We start from the raw sequence: 20,695 nt of genomic DNA, 5'->3' as shown, positions 1-20,695 counted from the left end.
GGATCGGGCACCAGTGCGTATACTTCCGTCTCGGCACCCTCCTCTGCAAGCCGAATAGCTGCAATTGAGAATTGAATACTCCATCAACCACAACAAGGCTGCTCCCAACGTCACGGTCGACGATGAGAACAGCCCCGTTATCTATATGTTCGAAGGGGAGGGCAGGCCGCTGATGCAATCGGCCCTTCTCCCCGTTGATTGTTTCCCGCACGCACGCACACTCCCCCACACGCGCTCACTCGTACCCATCTTGCTTTACCGAATAAACTTGCCCAATCGATTGACCGGAGGAGCCGTTTGAATAACCGCCTCGTGTTTCTGCCGCTTACGCTCTTTTCCCGAATTCGATGTCGTCAGTTCCATGAACCACTCCTCGTCCCACGTCGCCAGGGCCAGATCGATCAGTTCGTCGGCGTGCCTAAGATCCGTCGAAGCGGAATCGGAGACGGGCTTGATCGTAGCCAATCTTACCCTAACGGGCCGCCCTACCCGTTCTTCGTTATCCGACTTGACCACGTGCAGCGCGACAAGTCCTTGCAGCACATCCATCGACTCCACAAAGCCGTATACCATCTCGCCATCGCTCGTTCTTCCATGCACCCAATCGCTGACGTTTATGTTCATCTCCATGCACCGCCTATCCCCATTGTATTTGTCATCACCCAACTGTAACAACTGCGTGTACACTTCACTCAAAAAAATACTTTCCTTCAAAACCAATTATTTATTGGTTGTTACTGTAATTATAATGATTACAGTTGGAGATGTCAACTCTTCTGTGAATTTTCGAAAACTATAAACGAACCAGGATGCATGACGATTCAAACAAACCGTTTCTCATCTTCCCCGCAAATTTCGTCATTACCCCTTTGGTATGAAAAATGGTAAAATCATGTCATCACTATGGGAAAGGCGGACAAGCCATGGAACATGTCTTCACGATTGAGCCGAGCGCCTATACGACGTTCGACAATGAAAGCGAATTGCTTGAGAAGGGCAAGGAATGGGGGCTCATCTCGGAGAAGGCCGCCAAGATGAAAGTTCTAGCATACAAGCGGGACGGCAAAAGCCTATCCTGCGAAATTGTCGGATACACTGATAAAGTAACGGCTGTCATTCGTTTCGAGAACGGCCAACTGCACAGCATACATCCCTCCTATCTGAAGGAAATGCAGGCGGCAAGCTTCGGGGGCAAAGCCCCTGCCGCAGTCGAGAGTGCGGAAGAAGCCGCCTTGCAAGCCGACTCCGAAGTTGCCGTTCAGGACGAAGCCGAGGCAGTTGACACCGCTACGGCCGATGCGCCGCCTTGGGATACAGATGCCGCTGACAACGCGCAAGCAAGCGATCCTTCATCCCTGCCGGCTACGCCAAAGCCGGACGCTCCAGCCAAGAAAAGCAAAAAGGAGAAGATCGAGCTCCCGGATGGCAAAGTAAGCGTGACTGCAACGGTACAAGAGTTCACGACCGTTCCCAACCACTTCTCGGACAATGACGACGAGGTTATCATTTACGAAGCCGTAACGATCTCAGAACCGCTACTTGAGTTAGGCAGCGCTTGGTCGAGCCATAGCGCAACGTTGAAGAAGTTGGAGCTGGCCGTCGGCGACACCATCACGTTCGAGGCAAAGCTGGTGCCCAAGAAGCTGACGAAGCACCCCGTTCCGTACAAAATCAACAACCCAGCCAAAATTCAAAAGGTTTAAACGAAAAGCCAACAAGGGCTGTAACCGGTTGCCTGCCCCTCGGCAACCTGTCACAGCCCTCAGCCACGTTCTAGCGCGGCTTCTTAATTTTCAATAATGACGCTATTTAGTTTAAGATTGACCGGATTTGCAATCGTATCTCCAACCGGGCATTTACTCTCCAAAAATTGTACGAACTCATCAACCTTTTCTTTCGGTGAATCTGTTTTGATTCGGAAAGTATATCGGATGTCGGAGTAGCCCGGACGGACCGAGGATCTGTCAAAAAATCCATCGAGGTCAATTTCTCCTTCAACGTCTACTTGAAAATCATCGAGCTTAACACCAAACTTAGGTGCATAGACTCTAGCAACGATAGATTGGCAAGCGCCCAGCGAGGCAAGCAGAGCTTCTACCGGATTCATCCCGGTATCCGTCCCTCCCAGACTCTTAGGTTCATCGATTATGAGCTCGAACTGTCGGACGCTTGTTTTAACTTTAACTCCATCTAGTAAATTTGCAGTTGCTTTGAATGTTTGAACAGCAGCCATGTCCTATTTCTCCTTTGATGATCAGGTATATTCCCATAATAATTAATTCTCACTTATCCAATAGGTATTATGAGTATTATAGAGTTGATTTTGATGACTGTCAATCTCTTCCGCCTTCTCCTGTTGTAAGACGACCAAAGGGCCATCCCTCGCAGGATGGCCCTTCCGTTTCACCGTATCATTCTACATCAACGTTTAGGCGCAGCATCAGCGTTGCCGCTTCCGCACGGGTCGTATTGGCGCCAGGATTGAAGCGGTTGTTAGCTTGCCCGCGCAGCAGACCGTTGCTTCTCGCTGCTTCTACGGCAGCCTTGCCCCATTTCGGAATTTGCTCGGCATCCGCAAATGAGGGCTGGTGAGAATTGTCCAGCTGAAGTTCTAACGCTCTTGTAATAATCACTGCCATCTCCGTGCGGGTAATCGGACCGTTAGGACGTAATGTTCCATCCGGATATCCGGTCAGCCATCCCGCTTCCACAGCTTTCAGCAGCGGCGAACGCGCCCATGATCCAACCGCATGCAGGTCGGAGAAACTGCGATCCGACTCGTTTCCGTCGAAGTGCAGCACCCGCTGCAGCATAACGATAAATTGAGCGCGAGTAACTTCGTGCTGTGGACGGAAGGTGTCGTCGCCAAAGCCTAAAATAATTCCTCGGCGTGCAGCCTCTAAAATGGAAATCTCCGCCCAGTGTCCCTTTATATCGCTAAACACCGTGTTAGTACCTGGAGACGTTCCGCCTTCTCCTTCAGTGCCTGGAGTCGTGCCGCCTTCTCCTCCAGTGCCTGCGGGCGTTCCTCCTTCTCCTCCAGTGCCGGGGGAAGTTCCTCCTCCCCCTGGTTGCTCGTGCAAAGTAACTGTAACCGTGGCATAATTGGAGCGGTCCTTGCCATCAATCGCATAGTAAGTAAAGGTGTCCGTACCCTTTGCACCATTTCGAGGCGTATAGATGAAACTATTGGAGTGCCGATCCACCTTTAAATGACCTTGTGCAGGCTGTTCCCATATGCGGAATGTCAGTGTGTCCTCATCCGCATCAGTTGCCAAAAACGTTCCTTGCGAATCTTGTCCCGCATAGGCATCCAGCGAAACATTTTGGGAAACGGGCGCATGGTTCATCGTGTATCGCAACAAACTGAATGCTCGAATGGTATTGTCGTTTCCTACCACGTACACACCGATATAGCTGCCTTCTCCTAATGGCAAGTCCGTCTCCAGATCAAGATTGCCGCCGGTATAGTTATCAATTACGTCGTAGCCGACAGGAGCTGGATCCCCGACATGCGGTGTTTTAAATCGTTCAATACTGCGTTGGTACATCTGTTCTTTGCTCGTCTTGAGCACCAGGCGTTCATTCTGCCCAGCCGAAGCCATTATGCCTACTTCGCCGTTATCGATGGCAATAGCTGCTCCCCCCGCTACTTCTGGCGCATAGGGAACAATATTCAGGTGCACGGTAGCTGTCTCGGTTTGAGAACCGTTGGAAACCTTGTATTGGAACGAGTCATTCCCCATTGCTCCCTGATGAGGTACGTATTCGAAGCTGCCAGTTGACCTATCCAAATAAACAATGCCTTTTGATGGATGCTCTGCCATGGAGTAAACCAGACCGCTTGCCGGCAAGTTCCCCTTAAAAATTTCACCTTGCTTGACAGTTACACTATGATCGGCGGCTGACAAAACATAGGTCATTTTATAGAGCTTGCCTTCTCCGGGGGCTAATGTTGCGTTGAAGCTTCCATCCAATTGATTGTAATTATGAACAGGTACATGATCACCATCGGTCTTCGATACTTCCAGTAGTTGAGACGGAGCAGAAGGTATGGTAAACGTAAAATTTTGCGCGTTTTCAGTATCCTTGTTAACCGCCAGCCAATATCGCTCTCCCTCTGTGTCTGTAAAGGTACTGATCATGACTCTCGGAGTATTGGAAGGCAACTGCACCCAATCGTCTGCTTGCAGCTTGCTAACGCCTAATTCAGGGATATCATGAACAGGATAAGCATGATATACACGCTCAAGCTCCAATTGCAGCATTGCTTCTCCCAGTTCCGCAACTTCACTGTTTAGCTGCTGTGCCCAGCCGTACGAAGCTGCAGGCGTCCCGTCACTGCCAACTAGAGCATCGGTATAATTGGCATCGGAAGCATAGGCGGAATATAGCAAACCTTTTGCGCCGTAACCAAGCGCAGCATAGGCTTGAAAGCGCATTTGACCTTGCGAAGTAACGGGTACAGGTACGGATTGGAAGCTTTCTGCGGCGGACTGAATAGTTGCCCAGAACGGAACTCCATTTTCCCTTGCCTGCTTGCTAAATCGATCAAGCAACAAAAAGTAATTGTCCAGTTGAACGCCGCCATGGTGGTAATTATAAGAATCCATAACGAGCAACCCCGTGCTTGCGGCAGCACTCATCCATTCCGCTACCTGGTCATCATGTTCTTCTCCATTGATTGTTGTAAAAAGTTTTCCTCCCTTTAATTGACCATCCACTTCTAATGTTCCGTAAGGATCGATTCTCCAGTTGGTCCAAACCTGGTTTTCATAACCGTTATCGAGATCAAGTTCAAAAATATATTCCGTATTCTCGGCTAAGGAGAGCGGCGGACTAAATGTAAACGTCGGTTGGCTATCGGCAGGCTTGGAGTGAATCTGCTCCGATTTTCCCAGCAGGCTTTCCGTCTCGGCATCATAAACGTTTACTCGCGCCGGCGCCCATATATTTGTGCTCATACCATTAGACATTTTTATGGACTGAAGCAATGTTTGCCCAGGCTTTGTGCGGACCCGTTCGCGGATTAGCTGAGCAGGATTAAGGAACCCTCCGTTTCGATCAACGCCTGGCAAACTTACATAGGATAACCGATCTGGATCAATCGTCTTTAGATAGGCGGCGGCAGCAGCTAATTGGTCATATAGCGGCTCATAGGCTCTCCGTTGCAAATTGTAGCCCAGCAATGAGTTATAATCGCCCAGCTCATCGAATAGCCATGACAGATGTTCATCGGATGGACGGCTGTCTGGCGTAAACGTATCCCCTTCAACTTGGGCCAGTGAGATTTCATAGGCAAGATCCTCATAATTCCGATACTCGCCAAGCTGGCTGGCATGACCGCCAACATAAGCCCCTCCACTATCATAGCCGGTATTTGCCTGATTGTAATAGCCGATGCCAGTATTGGATATCGAATCCGTCATCAATTGCATATAGTATTCTTTGTCCGGCTCCAAAGCCGCACCGCTAAATGTAAACACGCGTGTATGCTCGCCTGATTCACCGGCTGGCAGAACCAATGAACTTCTGGTGATTTCCTTGGATCTGTCAGGAGACTCATATACGATCAACTCCAGATTCACTGGAGCTTGCAACGGCTCGGAAGCATTGATTCTGGTATTTAAAGCAATCGATTCCAAGCTCCAGGTTCCACTATTGGCAGGTGTAGTAAATAATTGTCCATGCCAGTACCAGGGAAGCACTCCATAAACCATATTGACTTCAGGCTGGCTGATCGTTTCCGATGGTTGGGCGTATTGATACCCGGCCAGAACCTTTACTCCTTTATCGCTTGCTTCCTGAAGCAGTTGCTTTTGATAAGCCATACTGTTCACGGAATCAGAGGCAATAATCAAGTTCGCGTTCATATTACGAATGCGATCAACTTGCTCAAGAAATGCACTTCCTTCCTGCGGCTTTACCGTATGATTAACGCCGATTGGAAACCTGCCTTCAAATGCAAAGCCGATTTTGGTCTGAATATGACTAAGCTTGACGGATAGGAGGCTGAAACGGACAACTTTATTATTGCTGTCGACTTCATATACAGCGACATAATCGCCAACTGCAGCAGGAAGCTCGCTTCCATCATACTCGGTTAATGGCGGCGCCTCATTTCCGGCTCGAGGCACGCTGACCGGTTGCTGCGCAACTTGCGCCATGATCGTATTGCCTGCTTCCGGCTGCGCCAAAACTTGAGTTGTTCCAACCGTGTTCCCGGGTGATAGAGATGCATCTGCCACAGCAGGTGCGCTATGAGAACCGGAGCTCTCTGACGCCAGCGCCACTGTAACTGTCGCAACATTCGAATCGGCCTTGTCGTCGGTCGTCCTATAAGCGAATGATCCCGTTTTGCCGAAGGTCTGGTCTGGAGTGAAAGTAAAGGTCCCTCCGCTGCCCAGAACAACCTCTCCCCCTGACGGGTTGCCAACAAGTTCATACACCAATGCGTCTCCATCAGGATCATTCGCACTCAGGGTGCCTTCAACCGGATTCAAGTCAGCTATCTCTTTATAGAGACTGTAGGCAACCGGCTTTCGGTTCAGATCAGCGCGAAGATTCGTTTTGTACAACTTCCCTTCGCCCGGAGCAAACGCTGCAGACAACAACCCGGTTGATGTATTGAAATTGACTGGTACCTCCCGACCGCTCTCTTTGGAAATTTCCACAATATGATTAATAGCTGGATCTAAGCTGAACGTAAGCGTGCGGTTTCCTGGTGAAGGTCCTCCCGTCTCATTGATATTGCGGTTTACAACCATGACATAAATGACGCCCTCTTCATCATGGAAGGTACTAATAATTTGAGGCACGTCGCCTTGATTCGGCTGCCAGAAGAAATTTTGGGGAATCCCCGTCGTTCCGCGCGGCAAACTCCCCGGGCTGTGGTGATACACCTCTTGCGATGTAAGCCGGGTCAAGGTCGGTCCCAGGTACAGCAGTTGCTCATTCAGCTTCCTCGCCCATTCGTAGGATTGATATTTGGTGCCGTCAGGGCGAATAATGCCGTCAATAAAATACGGATATGGCGGCGTCTTATAGGTGAAATACATCAGCCCCTTGGCGCCGTACGCAAGATTGGTGAAAATATTGTAGCGCAAATCATCTTCATTAGGCACCCGCGCGCTCAAAGGCTCATTCTGATCGCCAAATCCGATTGATTGCAAAAAGGACCAAAAGTCCAGTTCGGATTCTTTCGATTGTCGTCGTATCGTTTCCAGATTGTAATAGTACGCTTCGAAAAGCCCATTCACTCTGAACGGGTACGTGTCAAAACCAACATACTCCGGCTCTGCCCTCACCCATCTGTATACATAATCGTCATAGCTAAAACCTTCAATAACCCGATTAATGGTGTACCAGAAGTCCGCCTTCACGTTGCTGCCTTCAATGTAAGCGTTTCCGTAATTGTACCATTTGTGCCCAATTACAGAACGAGTAACAGCAATGGCATCATTGCCGCCGCCATTATGGGTCAGCTCCATATAGTACATCGTACCCGGCTCAACTTCAGCATGCAACGTGAATACCGGCCAATTATCCGTAACCTCTGAACGGTTCAGCGTTTGCCGCGCCACAATTTGTTCCTTGTTCTGCGAATCCCACAGCGTGAGCGTCAGCTCTTCCTCATTGGACCAGGTAGCCTGGTCAACAAACCACTGCACCGTATGCAGCCCGGTCTGATCGCTGCCTGTGCGGAAAGTCTGCCCGAGAGGCTTGGCCGAGCTTAGCTCTTCCGTAGTCGCATTGGCATCTATCTTCAATTGATCCCAGCGTAAATCCGGCGATTGCGCTTCACTGGGGTACAGATTTACAAAAGACGGATTGTACGGGTCCGACTCCTTCAACATATTCATTGTTGCTTCCACACCAGGAAACTCATCGGCGGAAGGCTCGTCCAGCAGCGTGTAGCCCATCATGGCAGGATGGTGCTTGAAGTAATCTGACACGGTGCCCAGCGCTTCCGGTGACGGCATTGCCCGTTCTGTGCCATTGAAGCCCTCTTGATACAGATGAGCGCCAAAGTCGACTTTGAACCTGAGATCTCCCGCCTGGGCAGCGCCATTCAGATAGGATATTCCTTGCGGATACACATTGGCGGAATTCGATCTGATCTTGATTCCTTCCGCATGCGTAGTGCTCAATTCAAAATAATACGTTTGTCCCTTGTTGACTGGAAACTCGCCGAACCCGATTTTAGGAATCAGGTACCCCTCTTCATCCCTGGGAATATAGGACATATTAGCGAGTTCTAACACCTTTTCGCTGGTTCTTATGCCGCTTACAGAATCAGCACCGTAAACAACGACTTTGAGAATCGCCTCTTCGGGCCAATCGGACACTGCAAAGTTGACATCATAAATGCTCCATCCCTCGCCTTCAAGCGGGACCTGGAAAGATTGCACCCAGGTTTGTCCTGGTGCGACTGTCACTTCTTGATCACTGTTGAACTGGTTAATAAACTCTTCCTTGAAAAGAAAGCTGGTGTGCGCAACCAACAGATCAAGATCATTCTCAAAGGATAAATCCAGAATCCGTTGATTCGTATCGATGTAATAGTTGGAATTGCCGCCGACGATAAAATTGACATTCATATCGGCGATTTCCTTCATTACTGTGCTGTTGCTTTCATGCGGCGCCGGCGGAACATATATGCCAATCGGAAAAGCATGCCTGTCGAATGTGGGATCAACTGAAAAGGATTCATTGGCCAGTACGCTTACATTGGCGACAAGTGAGCTTAACAAGGCACAAATAAGAACCATAACGCCTGTTTTTTTGAATCTTTTATTTTTCATGCGATATCTGCTCCTCTACCAGTAGTTCGGACCAGGCCGCTTCCCCCTTTCTATGCGCAGGAAAGGGGGAAGTACGATTCGATCCGTTAGTAAACACTTTGCAACACGGTCATTTGCCAGCAGGCAGCTACCCTTTTATCGCCCCTAATGTGGCTCCTTCCCGAACCCGGTTCTGAAACACCATATACATAACAATCAGTGGCACCATCGTAATCATCAGCCCGGCAAATAACGTTACCCAGTCGGACTTGTAATGCATAATCTGATTCGCCTGATACATGGCTACGCCAACCGTATACTTGTCCGGATCGCTGAGATAAATAAACGGACCTAAAAAGTTATTGTACAAATTCAAAAATTTAAAGATCGCAACCGTTACAATCCCCGCAGTCGACAGCGGAAGAATGATTCTAAAAAACGTTTGAAATATGGAAGCGCCGTCAATAGATGCGCTCTCTTCCAATTCCTTGGGCAAGGATTGCATAAATCCGCCTAACATCATGAGGTAAAAAGCGCTTTCACTAAAACTATCGAGGATAATAAGGCCTGTCAGACTGTTTGTAAGCCCCAGATCGCGCATTAGCACATACTGGGGTACAAGCGCATTAATGCCAGGTAAAAATAGGGACAACATAATAAGTCCCCACATGACCGAGCGTCCCTTAAATTGCATGCGAGTCAACACATATGCATTAATCGCTGTCAGAAAAGTGCCGATTATAAGGCTAACGCCAACATAATAAACGGTGTTAAGCATTGCCTGCCCGATTCTGTATTCGTTCCAGGCATCCGAATAATTTTGCCAAATCAGTTGGCCAGGCAGCTTCCACACATCTTGAAAAAACTCCTGATTCGTCTTCAGCGACTCATAAAAAATCCAGGCTAATGGAAAAATAATGGTTAGCGCCCATAACAGAAGCGCAAGATTCCACAGCCAATCCGCAATTGATTTTTTTTCTTTCACAACAAATCCTCCCAAACCTTGCGAAGCAAGCTTAATACTCCGCATCCCGGCCAGCAGTCAGCTTATCAATGAGCAGCTTCGCCAATACGAGAATAACGAACAGAAACATCCCGATTGCTGATGCATAACCATAATTATGATTGCCCGTGCCAAAAGCAATATTAAACATGTAGAGTCCGATGACATTGGTAGATCCCGAAGGTCCGCCATTTGTTAAAATCAATATATTTTCAAAGCCTTTGAACATGCTTAACATGAGAAAGATCGCCGAGACCCGAATAATCGGCATGAGGAGCGGAAACGTAATTTGCACAAGCCGTTGTCTATGAGAGGCCCCTTCCAAAATAGCAGCTTCATAAAGCGATTTGGGTATTCCGACCATGGCATTCATAAAAATGACAAAGTAGAAGCCCACTGCCCACCATACCGTCGGCGGAATAATGGCCCACATAGCGGTGCTTTTTTCCCCCAGCCAATAATAGTTGCCAACGTCAATGCCAACCAGCTTCAAACCGGCATTTAAGATGCCGAATGATCCATCATATATAAATGCCCATAAGAGGGCTACCGCGACGACAGACAGCACATTCGGGAAAAAAAATAGCACCTTGTAAACGGCATTCATACGATAGCTCTTATATACCAAAATGTAAGACAGCAAGATCGATACGACAATGACAAACGGCGGCACGATAACGCCATATAGTACATTATTTTTTAGCGCCCGCCAGACGAATGGATCTTCAAACATGACGATAAAGTTTTGAATACCGACAAATTTCGGTTCGCGGATGCCGTCCCAGTCAAGCAACGCGTAGTACACCGACAGTAGATTCGGATAGAGTGTAAATAATAGATAACCGCCGAATGCCGGAATCGTGGCCATTAAAATAAATATCCACTTTTGCGAAGCTTCTTTGCTTTTCCAACCCGGACGATTTCCATAATTTAGCGATGCTGCACGCTCCTGTTTTTGAATCAATTTATTCTTCTCCTTCTGTATGGCCAAGCGCTGCCTCCGCAGCAAGCGCCTGACCAAAGCCAGCTATTATTTTACTGACTCGATTGCTTTTTTCAACAAGTCATCCGCTTCCTGCAATGTGGCAGCCGGGTCAAGCCTGCCCAAAGCCACATCATTAAGCATTTCCGTCACAATCGTGTTAGCTCGATCGGCATTAATATCGGAAACTACACCATCACGAGAAAAGCTGGCACCTTTCACTTGATTGTTTTTCATATACTCCATAACCGCCTTGGGGGCATCTTGCAATTTCTCTACCAATTCCGGGTTATTCATAAAATCGCTGCGAACAGGCAGAGAGCCTCCTTTTTCCGCAACAAGAGATTGCACGTCCAGGTTCCAGAGCCAAACGATAAATTCTTTTGCCCATTGCTTGTTCAACTCCGGTTTAGCCGCCCAAATATAGTGGCCGCCCTGGGTATAGCTCATATGATACTTGGTATCATCCGGATTCTCGGTCATCGGCACAAGCATGAAGCCCCATTGGAAGCCATTTGGCGTAGACTCCTTCATTTCATTTTGTACCCATTCCCCCGTGGAAGCCATCGCAGCCTGGCCTTGCAGCAATTGCATCTGCGATTGCGTATGTGTTAAAGCCGCAACACCGTTCGGAAAAGCTCCCTTTTTACCTAACTCATAAATATTGTTGTAGAGTTGCTTGGTCTCCTCGCGAGTAAAGTAAGGATGCTTATAATTGCGATATACATCATTAAATTCGTCCAGTTTGCCATTAGCTTCGGCGATAGAATATTGTTGGGCCAAGCCGAAGCTGAAATTCAGATAAGCCGGATATTTGCCGGGATAAGTAATTGGAGTAAGTCCATCCGCCTTTATCGTATCTACCAGTTCAATGAACTCCGACCAGGTGCGGGGATTTTGATTCCATCCTTTTTCTTCGAATAGATTTTTATCAAAAAACAATCCGGTAACGCTTTGCGTTGTTGGCAACGAGTACATAATGCCTTCTATACTGCCCGTTCCTTCATAAACACCGGATTGCTGTTCTCGCAACGTTTTGTCGCTATCATAGGTTTTGCGATCCCACAGATCATCCTGAGGCTCTATTTTCTTGGCGGCAGCCAGACTCTGATGTATGCCCTCCCCGGCTATCGAGGTAGAAAAAATATCATACATATCGCTATCGTTATTGGCTGCAATTTTGGTAGCGATGATGGTTTCAATCGTCGGAGAGTAGGTAACATCAAAAGTTACATTTGGAAACTTTGCCGTAAACGTTTCAATAGCGTGGTCGATCCATTCCCGTCCGCCGCCATTTTCCCAGAAGGCCAATTTTAGAGTAACTTTCTCCTCTTTCGACAAGCCATTCTCTGCATACACTCCGGTCGAAGAATCGGCTCCGCTATTAGAGCTGCTTTCCGGATTTACATTTTCCTGCTGCCCGCTCCCGGCGTTGCCGTTCCCCCCTGTGTTGTTTCCACCGGCGCAGGCGGATAACAATCCGACAATCAATAAACTAATCAAAACAAACTGAAACCCCGTTTTTCTCATTCCTTGCTTCAAACCCATTCTCATTCTCCCTTTCATTTTCATGTTGATCCCCTTTCCAAATGAATTGTTATTACGATTGCCTTGCCAACGTAACATCCGCAAATTGCTTATGTACATAGACGAATTATTTGATATAGATGAAACCTCTACCCAGGCTGCAAAACCGTCGATAGACCTTTTATATACAATAGCCTTTTTTTATACTTTCCTTATAAAACGGCGCAAAAAATGGCGATGCAATGGAGATTGCACCGCCATTTATGGCTTTAACTTGATGGTCGCCTTCTTGATCCTGCCCCTTATTCCGTCCAAAGTTTCTTTCGATATTGCCCCGGTGTCTCCCCCGTATACTTTTTAAACACCCGGATAAAGGTCAACGATTGGTCATAACCGACTGCACGTCCGATATCCTGAATGGCTTCCTCCGTTTCGGCAAGCAATTCAATTGCCTTTTCCATCCGTACCCTGGTAACAAAGTCAATGAATTTCATGCCGAAGGCTTCACGAAACAGACGGCTCAAATAGCTGGTGCTAAAATTGAATACATCGCTAAGATGGGATAGCGACAGATCGGCGTTGTTATATTGTTCCTCAATGTATTGTTTGATAACATGCATCTGCTGATGTGCCAGTTTACTTTCACGCAACTGACGGATTTGCTCAAAACCCTTTTTTAACTGCTGCTGATAGGCATGAACAACTTCCTTTTGCGTTTCTTCTTCTAGAATCAATTGCAGTGACGGATGGACTTCCTCCATCCACATCGCATAAATTTCATCCCCTAGTTCAGCCATGTCCTTCTGTAAGTAACCAGTCAACGCTTGCATCAAATTAATGACATCTTCCCGAGTGTTTAATTGCCCGCTTAACACTTGCAGCATCTCTTCGTAGTAGGCTTGCCACTTGTCCTCGCCTTGCCTTATCGATTTGCTTATGACACGCACATATTGCAATTGCCGAAACAGTTCCCCCTTGGGCTGGGCGCTAATATCGCTTGAACAAATAAGGCGGTTCATACCGAGTGAGAATTTATAGCCGATAGCCGCAATCGCCCCTTGAAACGATTCTGCCGTAAGCTCTAACCGCTGCGCCATGCTGCCGATGCCGATTGTAACCGTAAAGTCCATATTATTGGCAACCCAGTCGCGCAGCTCCTCACTGCGCTCATACGCTTCTTGCTCGCTCTCCCCATCATGGAACAAATACAGGACGCCCAATTTGGCATTTGAAATCCATTCTGTCCAAACGGTATAGGGTTTATTTTCCGTCACTTCCTTGATGGCGGCGCCAAGAATATATTTCAGCAAGTGCTGGTCATCCCGATACTGGTTGGCAAACTCCTCGTAGCTATCGATTTCGACGATAGCAACCATCGTGCCCGTCGTCGGTTTGTCTATCCCAAGCCGCAGCATTTCCTCTGTCAAATAAGACCCGAAATTGGCTTCCGTGTGAACCTCTTCCATCAAGCTGAGAAACAGATGGCGCTTGTGATAAATGGATAGTTCCTTCTGCTGCTCCTGCAAGGCATTCGACTCGTCAAGCAACTCCTCGATGGCCGAACCAATCAGTTTGAATTCATCCTCTGCAACGGCAACCGAGGCGGAGGCTTGTCCTTGCCTGGCACGCGCAGCCAGACTGATCAAGCCCTGAATCGGTTTATATTGCCGCCTGGATACAAAAACAATCCAAGAAAAGCCTGCTACCACAATAAAAGCAGCTCCCCCCATCCACAAATAGAATTGGGAGGAAACAAAAGAAAACAAGCCGACGTCGCGGTTGCCGCTGGCGATAATCCAGCCTGTCTGCTCCGAGGAGGTTGTCGATAGCACATCCTTGGCGCTGGCCGCTGTGCCCGTTTTCGCAGCCTCGACAGTAGAGACGATGATATTGCCCTGTGGATCTATAATATGGACAAATGTCAATTGCTTATCTACCATGCTTGTAATCCATTCGTAGAGCAGTTCGATGCGCACATTGGCAACCATGATGCTCAAGTTTTTCAAGTTGGCGGTTTTCGCCAAACTAATGACTGGCAATCCTGTATCCTGATCCCCGCCATCCGTGGGAATAGCACGTGCCGTCCACTTATAAAGCTCGCTGCTGTTCACCATCAGCCCAATATGCTGGCGATCCGCGAAATGCTCCAGCTTCGTACGCGTAGCTGGCGTAAGCACCGTCATATCGGGTGTACGATACAAGTACAGGGAATGCAGCATCGGATTGTTCTGCACAAATTCTTTCAAGAAACCGGACGCCTGCACATCGATTAACTGTTGCTGCGGTCCCGCTCCATCGGAGAAAAAATCCCGCAGGCTGGCATTGTTGCGGATCTCATAGAGCATGAGCGCATCAATGCTTGCGAGATTGCTATCCAACAACTTGGCAATATTGCCTGTCAAAGCTTGATTTGCACGGATGGCGGCATCTCGAGACATTTCATTTAAAGTGAAATAGGTCATAAATAACAAGCTTAGACTGATAATAAAAAAAATAGGCAAATAAGATATCAGCAAACGATTGAACCAGTTGCTTTTCATGCTGCTCCCTCTTTCATACCGCCTTACCGGCCAGTCCTGCTTTTGATGTCAAGTTCGTTGATTTTCCCCTATAATTCGTTTAACATAATTAAAGCACAGGCGATGTACAATCATCAATCCTGTTTTGAAAGCGCTACAGTACATGGCGGGGAGGACAACATGCGCACGATTAGTCGAACTTACATTGCAATTTTTATTGTAGCGCCATTTCTTCTACTGAGCGCCCTTGTCTGGGTTATGAATTCACGGCAGGTTCCCCTGCTGCATTCGATATCGGCGGCCGACCCTGTGTCGGACAAAACAATTACGCTATTTGTTCCTGCCAATCCTCAAGCTTCCCTTCCTGCCGATGGCGAGGATTTCGTCCTGCAGGCGATTGAGGAGAAATTTGGCGTTCAGGTGCAGCTATTGAGCGCCCCATCCGGTGCAGCTTACGCCGCAGAGCTGGAAGCAAAGCTGCTGGCCAATGATCCGCCCGACATGTGGATTGAACAATCCGAGGATCTGGGGGCTACGCTGGCCTTATATGGCGTACTAGCCGATTTGGGCCCTTACGTTTCCCCTGCCTCCATGCCGAATTACTTCAAGTATTGGGTCACCGAGAAGGAATTGAAGCAATATCGCATCCATAACCGCTTCTCTCGCGCGCCGCTCCCTTATGACAAAAATTCTTATCGCAGTTACTATATTCGTCAAGATTGGCTGGATGCGCTAGGCTTGAAGCTGCCCTCCAACTACGAGGAATATATCGAGGTGCTGCATGCCTTTACCTACGATGATCCTGACGGCAACAAGCTGCAGGACACGTATGGCTTCTCTGTATCCGGCAACAGCAACAGCCTCACTACCGATTGGCCGGAGTACGGCCTTCACGGGCTCGTCTATCCCGCTTACATGAGCAAGGATAAATTAATTGACATGGAATCCGATTTGCGAATGCAAGCTGTGGTCGAGGATATTTTAAAAGTTGTTGATGCGGGCGTGGTTGACCGAGATTGGTTTTTGAATGCAGGATCAGCGCATGTGGAAAAGGCGATTAAAGGAAAAATAGGCATCGTGTTTGGGCAAACGGCGGAGTTTGCGTTGGATGCCAACCCTGGCAGCCTGCAGTCTCTATCCCGCGCCTACAATCCCGAAGCCAACTGGGTTCCTTTCAACCCCCTTGGCCGCGAACCGTTAGGAACGATCCCTTCGCCTGGCGCTCCGTTCGTTTTTTCCAAGAAAGTTGTGGATAAAGCGCCGGCAAAGGCCAAGCAGATTATCGCCATACTGGATTGGCTTGGCAGCGAGGAAGGTTTTCTGCTGACCCATTACGGATTGGAGGGGAAACACTACACACGGAGCGGCAACACGATAACTCTCTTGAACAATAGCGGCCCAACAGTCGATTCTGGCGACTTGGACTGGTTATCCATCTGGCGTTTTTTCACGCCCGAAACCCCTATGGCGCTTGGCTTGCAGATTATCGATCCGCGCTTGACCGAGCGAGACAAGCAAATCAGAGAATTTCTGGCCCAAATGCCCGCAAGACCTAAGCTGGGCGTCACGTTATCGCCGCCGATCGGCATTGATGTCGGCGTGTTTCGTACCAAGCAAAATGAACTGCTGAAAAAGCTGCTCTTCTACGATAAATCGGGCGCGCGCTGGCCGGAATACCATGCCGACCTGATGAATAACTATTATGGCAATGAAATTATCGCCAATTTTGAGCAGCAGGTGCGAGAGGCAGCCCAATAATAAGAAATCCTCTATCGTGGCCTCTCAGTGATGAGCGACTGCGTTTAACGGGAGGATTTATCGCCAAATAGAATTTCGTCTTCGAGTTCTCGAAAACTTATAAATCTATTGTAGCAAGGAAAACCGTCAGGATAGATCATCCTGACGGTCCTTTTTGTGCTGGCGCCAGAAAGAAGCAACGGCGTCACTCCTGTCTGTTTGGTCTCTCGAATAAGAGGAAAAACTCCCCCTAATACCCTCGTCTCCGCCTATGCTTGCTCTTTAGAGGGAAATCCTCCCTCTAATTCTGGCCGAATCACTGTTTTCTGGTCGAACCACCCCGATTAAAGGGAGGTTTTCCCTCTAAGCGGAGCCGATATTCCGATTTTTCCAGATTAAAGGGAGATTTTCCCTCTATTTTCCATTGCGATATACGGTGGGCCTCTTGGAGATGAGCGACCTTAGGCTTTGCAAAGCCCTATGCAACAAAGAGTGAACAATACGGGCTACAAAATGGAGCCGACTTACAAAAAAGTGCGTATTTTATCCAGGCACTCATTGACTACTTCATCGGGAGCTCTACCGACGACATCTATACGCAGTGCTCGCCAATCGAGATTTTTGACCTGATCCGTCAAAATCACCCCGTTAAATACCAATTCCTCAGAAAATAATGTTGTGGTCGGGGTGTAAATGCCGCACCCCGACCACTGCTCTCGCCAGGCGATCACGAAGTTCGGAGACTCCGTTTCCGCTTATTATTATTCTTGCGACGTACGAATCTCGACGACGCTGCTTTCGTAGCCGCTGCCATTCCACACCGAGTAAGACAACGCGTCGCCGGACGGGCTCCACGAGGTGTTTGCCACGTTTTCGACGTCGGCCGCGATCCGGGTAACTTCGTCGGACAGCAAATCGTGAACGTACAGGCCCTTGACTGTCGCGCCGCTCACCTCGGCTTGCATGCCGTATGCAATCAGCCGCTGATCCGCCGACCAGGAGATTCCGCCAAGCTCCGCTCCTTCCGCGATCGTCTTCGCGTTGCCTCCGTCCAGATCGCAGAGCAACAGCTTCACCTTGGAGCCTTCGTATTGTTCCACCAGCAGCTGCTTCCCATCAGGCGAAGGAATGATGTTGCTCACGGCGCCCAATCCCATGTCCTTGATCGCTTTGGTGTCCAGATCCAGCACTCTTAACGTCTCATTCGCATTGGAGTTGTACAAGACCTTGCTGCCCAGCTTGGCGACGAGGATCAATGCTCCTTCTTCCTCCAGCTCCGGCATCTTTGCAAGGTCTCCGCCCTTGGTAGACGTGAAGGCCCCGCCGGCGTACGAGGCGCCAATGACGCTGCCATCGTCCGTCCACCTGGCGCTCATAGCCCCTCCGATGGGTTCGCCGGATAGACGGAACGACTTCAACGTCTCCAGGTCCATGACATAAAAAACGGGATCGCCAAGCGTGTACTCTTGGTAGATCAGTTGTTTTTTGTCCGGCGACAAGCTGGCCGCTCCCAAAAAGACGTTCTCCTGTTCTTTCAGCGGCACGAGTTCTTTCGTCTTCAGATTAAACTTGTACAGACTGCGCGGGTAGGAATCCGACAGCTCCGACAGCTCCATCTTCGCCAACTTCTCGTTTTCCCTGGATATAATGACCGTGTCCTCGTCCACCCAGCCGAATATATCCACCTTCTCGTATCGCTGTATGCCCCCAATCGTAATGGCCGGTCCGGCCGCTGGAGTCTTGCCCCCATTATCGATGACGGTGATGGTTTTCCCTGGCTCCCGAATGATCTCGCGGTTTCCTCCGTCATCCCCGCTGCAAGCGGTTATTGTAAGCAGCAATGCGGGTACGCATGCCATGATGGCTAATTTTGTTTTGTTCAATGTGATCGCCTCCTTGATGCTTACAATACCAACCATTTGTTGCGAATGAACGAAGAGTTGTTTCCAAGTTGTAAACAATCTTATCGGGTTTGAATCGGGAACGCGATTCGAAACGTTGTACCGCTGCCATCCGACTTCGCGATGGAGATGGCGCCTCCCTGCGTCTCGGCATAACGCTTCGCTAGCGACAGGCCTAGCCCCGCGCCGCCATGCTCCCTTGATCGGTTTTTGTCCACTGTATAAAACGCTTCGAAAATTTTATCCGCTACCCCTTCCGGAATGCCGATTCCCGTATCGGAAATTTCGATGACGACCTCATTGTCCAAGGCGACGTTGCTGACGCGGATGCGGCCGTTTGCCTTGTTGTATTTGATCGCGTTGTCCAGCAGGTTCGCCAGCACGATATTCATGTAATCCTTGTCGGCTTCTATATAAGCTTCGCGCAAGTCCGTCGTAAGCGTAAGCCCGAACTTGTCCATCTTTCCCTTAAGGCCGTCCAGCACCGACCCAATCGTTGAGGCAACCTCGAGCCGTTCCTTGCTGTATTCAAAATCGTACTTCTCCATCGCCGATAATTGCAGCACTTTCTCCACCATCTCGTAGAGCCTCTGCGTCTCGCCCGCAATGTGGGTTTTGGCCGTGGCCAGCAGCTCCTCGTCGTCGGGATACATGTCGAGCAGATCAAGATAAGCTTTAATGGAAGTCAGCGGCGTCTTGAACTCATGAGTAACGTTGCCGATAAATTCCTTCTGCTGACGGTCCAGCTCCGACAGCTTGCGAACCGCAAGCGACAGCTTCTCCCGCTCCTGGTCCTTATCCCGCATCGTGAGCATAAGACGTTCGCTCATGGCGGCAATGCCGGCGCCAAGCTCTCCGATCTCGTCCCTGCGCTTTATGACCGGGGCCCCGAACTGTCCCTCCCGAATACGGCCTACCGTATCGTTAAGCCTGATGATGCCCCGAGCGAACGAGTTGAAATACAGATAAGCCAATAAAAAGCTAAGCACGAATACGCCGGCTCCGATATAGATGAACAACTGCTTGATTTCGTCATAAAAGGCTTGATGGTCGCCGAGGGAATAATAGAACTGGACGACGCCGACCTGCTCGCCCAACACCCGCAAAGGGGTCAAATAATACATGGAGTCCCCTTCCACCAAGTAAGCTGTCTTGTTCTCCAGCGCATAAGCCAGCGTCTGCTTGACGCTCGCGGATGGAGGAGTCGCGGTCCTCCTGCTTATAACGGAGCCGCTCCCATCGTACAAGACAACCGGTTGCCCGCTGACCAGCTTCTCCAGTTGCTCGCCGAAGTCCGCGCCTTTGGTTTTTAGATAAGTCTCGGGCACTTTGCTGGATGCCGCCATGATGGACTGGTAGAGATAGACGTTCGCCGTGTCGGCTTGCTGCGCGAGGAGCCCCTCCGTCTGCGCGCGCTGATTCCGTTCGATTCCCTGCAGGACCAGCAGGCTGAGCACGATTACCGTAAGCAACAGGAGACCGGCGAGGAACAGACTGAACTTCAGCTTGATGCTAATTCTCACTGTATCCTCCGGACGCCTTGTAGCCGATGCCGTGCACGGTTTGGATGATCTCGCCATGATCCGGTCCCAGCTTCTTGCGAAGCCGTTGCACATGGATATCCACCGTACGCGTACCGCCGTAATAGTCCATCCCCCACACCAGGTCCAGCAATTGTTCCCTTGCGTACACTCTGTCGGGATTCGAGGCCAGCAGCGCCATCAAATCAAATTCCTTGGGCGTCAGCTCCAGCTTCTGTTCTCCCGCGACAACCGATCTTCTTGCGACATGCACCTTCACTCCGCCAAGCTGGATCTCTCCCGGCTCCTTCTTCTCGCCGACGGCCTGCATCCGCCTCAGCAGGGACTTGAGCCGCGCGAGCAGCTCCCGCATATCGAAGGGTTTCGTCATGTAATCGTCAGCCCCGAGCTCCAGCCCTAGCACCTTGTTTACGATGTCTTCCTTGGCCGTCAGCATGATGACGCCGATCTGTCCCTTATCCTGCAGCTTCTTTAGCACGTCGTAGCCGTCCATGCCGGGCAGCATCACATCCAGAATAATGGCGTCGGGCCGAGTTTCGCTTAACCGTTTCGCCGCCAGATCCCCGCGATCGATGACCTCCACCGTATACCCTTCGCGCTTTAAGGCATAGGCGATCGCATCCGCGATCGCTTTTTCGTCCTCGATGACCATGATTGATTCGTGCATGGCATTTCACCTGCCCCATGTCGTTATCGTCTGCT

12 protein-coding genes and 1 pseudogene are annotated in these 20,695 nt (G+C 49.5%); 2 read left to right on the top strand and 11 right to left on the bottom strand.

Features of this window, described 5'->3' with window-relative positions; translation table 11 throughout:
• Window positions 1–255 precede the first annotated feature (255 nt).
• A complete protein-coding gene (locus tag KJW29_RS31900) occupies window positions 256–624 on the bottom strand; it encodes a group-specific protein (RefSeq protein WP_214627616.1) in 369 nt (122 codons plus the stop codon).
• Window positions 625–923: 299 nt separating this feature from the next.
• Here KJW29_RS31900 and KJW29_RS31895 point away from each other — a divergent pair, with 299 nt between their 5' ends.
• Window positions 924–1,703: a hypothetical protein gene (locus tag KJW29_RS31895; protein WP_214627615.1), complete on the top strand. Its 780-nt coding sequence runs from the start codon at window positions 924–926 to the stop codon at window positions 1,701–1,703.
• A gap of 83 nt (window positions 1,704–1,786) precedes the next feature.
• On the opposite strand, the gene KJW29_RS31890 is transcribed toward KJW29_RS31895, so the two are convergent.
• The 6 genes from KJW29_RS31890 to KJW29_RS31865 all read right to left on the bottom strand — a co-directional run bounded on the left by KJW29_RS31890 (window position 1,787) and on the right by KJW29_RS31865 (window position 14,835).
• The gene (locus KJW29_RS31890; RefSeq protein WP_087572013.1) at window positions 1,787–2,233 is read right to left on the bottom strand and encodes an OsmC family protein; all 447 of its coding nucleotides are present in this window, start codon (window positions 2,231–2,233) and stop codon (window positions 1,787–1,789) included.
• A gap of 178 nt (window positions 2,234–2,411) precedes the next feature.
• Window positions 2,412–8,804 (bottom strand): S-layer homology domain-containing protein, encoded by a 6,393-nt coding sequence (locus tag KJW29_RS31885; protein ID WP_214627614.1) that lies wholly within the window; start codon window positions 8,802–8,804, stop codon window positions 2,412–2,414.
• Window positions 8,805–8,931: 127 nt separating this feature from the next.
• On the bottom strand, window positions 8,932–9,768 hold the full coding sequence (locus KJW29_RS31880; RefSeq protein ID WP_108992994.1) for a carbohydrate ABC transporter permease: 837 nt from the start codon (window positions 9,766–9,768) through the stop codon (window positions 8,932–8,934).
• Window positions 9,769–9,799: 31 nt separating this feature from the next.
• Window positions 9,800–10,750: a carbohydrate ABC transporter permease gene (locus tag KJW29_RS31875; RefSeq protein WP_246608466.1), complete on the bottom strand. Its 951-nt coding sequence runs from the start codon at window positions 10,748–10,750 to the stop codon at window positions 9,800–9,802.
• Between the two features lie 66 nt (window positions 10,751–10,816).
• Window positions 10,817–12,316: an ABC transporter substrate-binding protein gene (locus KJW29_RS31870; RefSeq protein ID WP_214627613.1), complete on the bottom strand. Its 1,500-nt coding sequence runs from the start codon at window positions 12,314–12,316 to the stop codon at window positions 10,817–10,819.
• A 281-nt stretch (window positions 12,317–12,597) separates the two neighbouring features.
• The gene (locus KJW29_RS31865; RefSeq protein ID WP_214627612.1) at window positions 12,598–14,835 is read right to left on the bottom strand and encodes a helix-turn-helix domain-containing protein; all 2,238 of its coding nucleotides are present in this window, start codon (window positions 14,833–14,835) and stop codon (window positions 12,598–12,600) included.
• Window positions 14,836–14,994: 159 nt separating this feature from the next.
• Between KJW29_RS31865 and KJW29_RS31860 the strand changes: the two genes are divergently transcribed.
• Entirely contained in the window at window positions 14,995–16,572 is a 1,578-nt protein-coding gene (locus tag KJW29_RS31860; RefSeq protein WP_214627611.1) for an extracellular solute-binding protein, read from the top strand.
• A gap of 503 nt (window positions 16,573–17,075) precedes the next feature.
• On the opposite strand, the pseudogene KJW29_RS36350 reads toward KJW29_RS31860, so the two are convergent.
• The 4 genes and pseudogenes from KJW29_RS36350 to KJW29_RS31845 all read right to left on the bottom strand — a co-directional run.
• A pseudogene (locus KJW29_RS36350) lies at window positions 17,076–17,210 on the bottom strand (mRNA-degrading endonuclease); the annotation flags it as partial.
• Between the two features lie 102 nt (window positions 17,211–17,312).
• Window positions 17,313–18,434 carry a TolB family protein gene (locus KJW29_RS31855; RefSeq protein WP_214627610.1) on the bottom strand — a complete coding sequence of 374 codons (1,122 nt, stop codon included), beginning with the start codon at window positions 18,432–18,434 and terminating at the stop codon, window positions 17,313–17,315.
• Between the two features lie 80 nt (window positions 18,435–18,514).
• Window positions 18,515–19,975: a sensor histidine kinase gene (locus tag KJW29_RS31850; protein ID WP_214627609.1), complete on the bottom strand. Its 1,461-nt coding sequence runs from the start codon at window positions 19,973–19,975 to the stop codon at window positions 18,515–18,517.
• A complete protein-coding gene (locus KJW29_RS31845) occupies window positions 19,965–20,660 on the bottom strand; it encodes a response regulator transcription factor (protein ID WP_214627608.1) in 696 nt (231 codons plus the stop codon). The genes KJW29_RS31850 and KJW29_RS31845 overlap by 11 nt, the downstream gene beginning before the upstream one ends.
• Window positions 20,661–20,695: the final 35 nt, after the last annotated feature.

The organism is Paenibacillus agaridevorans, from assembly GCF_018604145.1.
GTDB lineage: Bacteria > Bacillota > Bacilli > Paenibacillales > Paenibacillaceae > Pristimantibacillus > Pristimantibacillus agaridevorans.
The sequence above is the reverse complement of the archived record's forward strand: the minus strand, read 5'-3'. Positions and strand labels throughout refer to the sequence as shown.

Coding starts and splice junctions, on each gene's coding strand:
- KJW29_RS31885 (WP_214627614.1), bottom strand. CDS start 8,804: ATGAAAAATAAAAGATTCAAAAAAACAGGCGTTATGGTTCTTATTTGT.
- KJW29_RS31895 (WP_214627615.1), top strand. CDS start 924: ATGGAACATGTCTTCACGATTGAGCCGAGCGCCTATACGACGTTCGAC.
- KJW29_RS31890 (WP_087572013.1), bottom strand. CDS start 2,233: ATGGCTGCTGTTCAAACATTCAAAGCAACTGCAAATTTACTAGATGGA.
- KJW29_RS31860 (WP_214627611.1), top strand. CDS start 14,995: ATGCGCACGATTAGTCGAACTTACATTGCAATTTTTATTGTAGCGCCA.
- KJW29_RS31870 (WP_214627613.1), bottom strand. CDS start 12,316: ATGGGTTTGAAGCAAGGAATGAGAAAAACGGGGTTTCAGTTTGTTTTG.
- KJW29_RS31865 (WP_214627612.1), bottom strand. CDS start 14,835: ATGAAAAGCAACTGGTTCAATCGTTTGCTGATATCTTATTTGCCTATT.
- KJW29_RS31900 (WP_214627616.1), bottom strand. CDS start 624: ATGAACATAAACGTCAGCGATTGGGTGCATGGAAGAACGAGCGATGGC.
- KJW29_RS31845 (WP_214627608.1), bottom strand. CDS start 20,660: ATGCACGAATCAATCATGGTCATCGAGGACGAAAAAGCGATCGCGGAT.